Consider the following 3,458-nt stretch of genomic DNA (forward strand, 5'->3'; position numbering starts at 1 on the left):
CCCGCACGGAGGCGGTGGCGTGGTCGCCGGCTTCGCGCAGGCGTGCGAGAGAGCTGGCGGCCTCTTCGGCGGCAGTACGTGCCGTCTGGTTGATCTCGCGATTGGCAAGGCGGGCGCCATCGAGCGCAGAAGAGACGGCATCCTTGAGCGCTTCGCCGGTGGTCGAGGCCGCCGCAGCAGCGATCTCCCCTGCCCGGACGGCGGCATCGACGAGCTTGCGGGATTGTTCGAGTTTCTCTTCGACGCGGCTGACGGCGAAGGTAAGTGTTTCCGTGCGCGAGGACGCCTCCCGGGCGAGCCCGTCGAGATCCACGAGCTTGGCCGCCAGCGACTCGCCGGCAGCGCGCATGCCGTTCAGGCGGGCTTCGAGTGCATCGTCGGCGCGGGCGACTTCCTCGCCGGCCTGGCGGGCCGCGTTGACCATTTGCTGGGCCTGGCGCGGGATGGCCTCGCTCATCTCATCGACCTGGGCTCGCAGGTCCCGGGCAAGGCTTTCAAGCGCGGTGCGCTCGGCGGCGAGACGTTGGGCGAGATCACGGGCATTATCTGCACTGGCATACGCAACCGATTCCAGTCGCATGCGCTCGTCGCCAATCTCTCCTGACATGGCCTTCATGGCAGAGATAGCATGCGCCATGGCGTGGTCGACCTCAGAGGCGGACTGTTTCATCTGCTCGGCGATGCTGATGCCTTCGGTGCCAGCTTCGCGGGCCGGCGCCAGAAGGCGGATAGCGGCTTCCATGACGAGCGCATTGGAGGCGGCCGCGCGACGGTTGGTGCGCGCCATGTAGCCTGCCATGATGATAATCAGGCCCGGGATGATTGCGGCAACGCCGCCGGCGAGCAGGATGGCGGGCGAAAGTTCAAGCAGCGCGTCAATGCCCAGCAGGCCGAGTACACCTGCTCCGACAGCGGCAAACCAGAGCAATGCGATGACGAATCCTGTAGCGACCATCCAGCCGCCGCCATGCCGCGCGTGCTCGAAGTTTTCTGACGCCTCTTGCCTGGCCAGAAGATCCCGGCCGGACGGGCGAGCTGAAGGCGTAACCGTCATTGCGCGACTATACCGCGACAATAAGCCCGCGGCGAGGCCGGAAAACAGGCTTTTTCAAGGCTCGACAGGCGCTTTGCCTAACCCAGCATACGGACGAGCACGTTCTCTGTCGGCTGGTTGTCCGCTGCATCATCCCGGTCTGCAGGCGCGAATTCGATGCCAAGCCATGCAAGAATCCCAGCAAGGACAAGGTTACGGATGAGCACGATGATTGCGACCATGAGAGTCCCCAATTCACAAAAGGGCACATTTCAGGCCCTGAACAAGGCCGCGTTCTACTCCTTTCGGGTCTTTTCGCCAATCGATAAAATTTTGTAAGGCTTGGTGAACAGAGCAGCGCGTGGCGTTAACCTTTGAGGAAAGGTCGCCATGACAAAGTGACATACGCCACCGGAGTGCCGACCATGACCGACGCCGCCCCTGCCCCGCTCGTATTGCTGGACCTCGACCATTTGCAAGCCATGACAGGCGGGGACCAGGCATTGGCCATGGAAGTCCTGGATATCTTCAAGCATCAGGCAGAAATCTGGTCACGACTGCTGGACCCGCGCGCTGACGCGAGCCAGTGGGCCGATGCGGCCCATACGCTGAAAGGCGCAAGCCTCGGCATTGGCGCCCTCAGGCTGGCAGCCATTTGTGGCCGCGCGGAAAGCCTTGGACGCGCCGACACGGCGCCGAGCGTGACGGCCGCCGCCGTGATGCTGGGAGATGTGAAGGATGCGCTAGGCGACACGCTCGAAGCGGTCGGCAAGCTGGCCTACCGTCTGGCCGCTTCCGGCGCCATCAAGGCGTCATAGCTGCCAAATTCATAAGCGATGCATCGGTCGATCAGGGTGCGCCAGACAGGCTCGGCGATGGCCGGAGACAGGCCGGCCTCGGCACAGGCGGCCTTCACCTTCGTGATCACATCCTCGATGCGCGCCCGGTCATGCACGATGGCACGGTCACCCTTGATGCGCGCGGCGGCATCCATGAAGGATTGTCGCTCAGCGAGGATTTCCACGAGCAAGCGGTCGATCCGGTCGATCTCATAGCGCACCTGCGCCATTGTCTCGCTCGTCTCGGCCGTATGATGGCGCTGGTCAGATGTATAGGTCGTCATGGGCTTGGGCCCCGCTTTGGCTGTTGCAGCCCGTTACATGGGGATGACCCCAGCGGCAAGTGAGAGAGGTGCGACGCGGAAGCGCGGGCTGCGCCCTTGCCGTCTAGACGGGCGGCGCACGCCTGAAGGAAAGTAGCGCCTTGATCAGGCCATACAGGCTGATGACAGCCCAGCTGCCCTCCATGAGCACCGCCGACAGGTTGAAGTCGAAGGCCAGCGAGGAGAGGATCGCCACAGAACCGAACAGGTTCAGCGCCGAATAGGCCCTGGACCGCGATTCAAGCCGCTCTGCCTGCAGCAGGAGATAGGCAATCAGGGTCAGTCCGACGCCAAGGATGCCGATGGCGTCGAACAGGCTGATCATGAAGCTGTTCTAGACTTCGAGCAGCATGCGTTCGGGATCTTCCAGCGCTTCCTTGACCCGGACGAGGAAGGTGACCGCTTCCTTGCCGTCAACGATGCGGTGATCATAGCTGAGCGCAAGGTACATCATCGGACGGATCACGACCTGGCCATTGATGGCGACCGGGCGCTGCTCGATCCGGTGCATGCCAAGCACGCCGGACTGCGGAGGGTTCAGGATCGGGGTCGACATCAGCGAGCCATAGATACCGCCGTTCGAGATGGTGAATGTACCGCCCTGCATGTCGCCGATCGTGAGATCGCCGTCGCGGGCGCGCCTGCCGAGATCGGCAATACCCTTCTCGATACCGGCCAGAGACAGCTCGTCACAGTCGCGCACGACCGGGACGACCAGGCCCTTATCGGTGCCGACAGCGACGCCCATGTCATAGTAATTCTTGTAGATGATGTCGGTGCCATCAATCTCGGCATTGACCGAAGGAACCTCTTTCAGCGCGTTGACGCAGGCCTTCACGAAGAAGCTCATGAAGCCGAGCTTGATGCCGTGCTTGGCGACAAAGCTGTCCTGATGCTTTTTGCGCAGGTCCATGATGGCGCCCATGTCCACGTCGTTGAACGTGGTCAGCATCGCGGCGCTGTCCTGGGCCTCTTTCAGGCGGCGGGCGATGGTCTGGCGCAGGCGCGTCATGCGCACGCGTTCCTCGCGGGGGCCGAGATCGCGCGGCGGACGCGCTTCGGCAACGGCTGTGGAAGCCGAGGCCTTCGGCGCAGAATTCACATAAGCGAGCGCATCGGCCTTGGTGGCGCGGCCATCGCGGCCCGTACCGGGGATGGATGCCGGGTCGACACCGGCTTCAGTCGAGATGCGGCGAACCGACGGCGCGACGGCAGCGCTGCTGGAAGCGGCAGCCGCAGGTGCGGGCGCGGCCGGAGTGGCCG

Annotated in this window: 5 protein-coding genes and 1 pseudogene; 1 reads left to right on the forward strand and 5 read right to left on the reverse strand. The window is 63.6% G+C overall.

The window, feature by feature from the left end; all coding sequences use genetic code 11:
- Window positions 1-955, reverse strand: a pseudogene (locus AADA04_RS09625) (hypothetical protein); the annotation flags it as partial.
- A 176-nt stretch (window positions 956-1,131) separates the two neighbouring features.
- A complete protein-coding gene (locus AADA04_RS09630; protein WP_340693046.1) occupies window positions 1,132-1,275 on the reverse strand; it encodes a hypothetical protein in 144 nt (47 codons plus the stop codon).
- A gap of 183 nt (window positions 1,276-1,458) precedes the next feature.
- Between AADA04_RS09630 and AADA04_RS09635 the strand changes: the two genes are divergently transcribed.
- Complete coding sequence (locus AADA04_RS09635; RefSeq protein WP_340693047.1) at window positions 1,459-1,851, forward strand: Hpt domain-containing protein; 393 nt, start codon at window positions 1,459-1,461, stop codon at window positions 1,849-1,851.
- On the opposite strand, the gene AADA04_RS09640 is transcribed toward AADA04_RS09635, so the two are convergent.
- From AADA04_RS09640 to odhB, 3 genes are all read right to left on the reverse strand, one after another.
- Window positions 1,812-2,156, reverse strand: coding sequence for a chorismate mutase (locus AADA04_RS09640; RefSeq protein WP_340693048.1), 345 nt, complete (start codon window positions 2,154-2,156; stop codon window positions 1,812-1,814). The two genes, AADA04_RS09635 and AADA04_RS09640, sit on opposite strands and share 40 nt — an antisense overlap.
- 103 nt (window positions 2,157-2,259) lie before the next feature.
- Complete coding sequence (locus AADA04_RS09645; RefSeq protein WP_340693049.1) at window positions 2,260-2,520, reverse strand: hypothetical protein; 261 nt, start codon at window positions 2,518-2,520, stop codon at window positions 2,260-2,262.
- Between the two features lie 9 nt (window positions 2,521-2,529).
- Window positions 2,530-3,458: 2-oxoglutarate dehydrogenase complex dihydrolipoyllysine-residue succinyltransferase (gene odhB / locus AADA04_RS09650; protein WP_340693050.1), on the reverse strand; the 929-nt coding region annotated here is incomplete at its 5' end.

It is taken from the genome of Hyphomonas sp. (assembly GCF_037969335.1).
In the GTDB taxonomy this organism is placed as follows: domain Bacteria; phylum Pseudomonadota; class Alphaproteobacteria; order Caulobacterales; family Hyphomonadaceae; genus Hyphomonas.